Below are 333 nucleotides of genomic sequence, written 5' to 3'. Positions count from 1 at the left end.
CATTGAAAATCATCACGAGCCAATTATATCAAAAGAAGATTTTGAAAAAGCACAGGATATTAGACTCAGGAGAGCACAAAATAGAAACACAATTGCTGATAAGGATAGGAAGAGAGAAAAACTATCAAGGCAATATGCTTTTTCAAGTATGCTGGAATGTGGATTTTGTGGAGAGATACTTTCAAGAAGAACTTGGCACACCAGTTCCATTTACAAAAAAATTAACTGGCAATGTGTAAAATCAACAAAAAAAGGTAAAAAATATTGTCCTTATTCAAAAGGAATACAAGAAGCAGCGATTGAAAAAGCTTTTGTTGAAAGCTATAGGCAATT

General features: G+C 32.7%; 1 pseudogene. It reads left to right on the top strand.

Annotation, left to right across the window (positions count from 1 at the left end):
- Positions 1–333: pseudogene (locus tag HMPREF3023_RS09710) on the top strand (recombinase zinc beta ribbon domain-containing protein); the annotation flags it as partial.

This window comes from Peptoniphilus sp. HMSC075B08 (assembly GCF_001815405.1).
In the GTDB taxonomy this organism is placed as follows: domain Bacteria; phylum Bacillota; class Clostridia; order Tissierellales; family Peptoniphilaceae; genus Peptoniphilus_A; species Peptoniphilus_A harei.
Note: the sequence above shows the minus strand (reverse complement) of the source record. Positions and strands in the feature narration are given on the sequence as shown.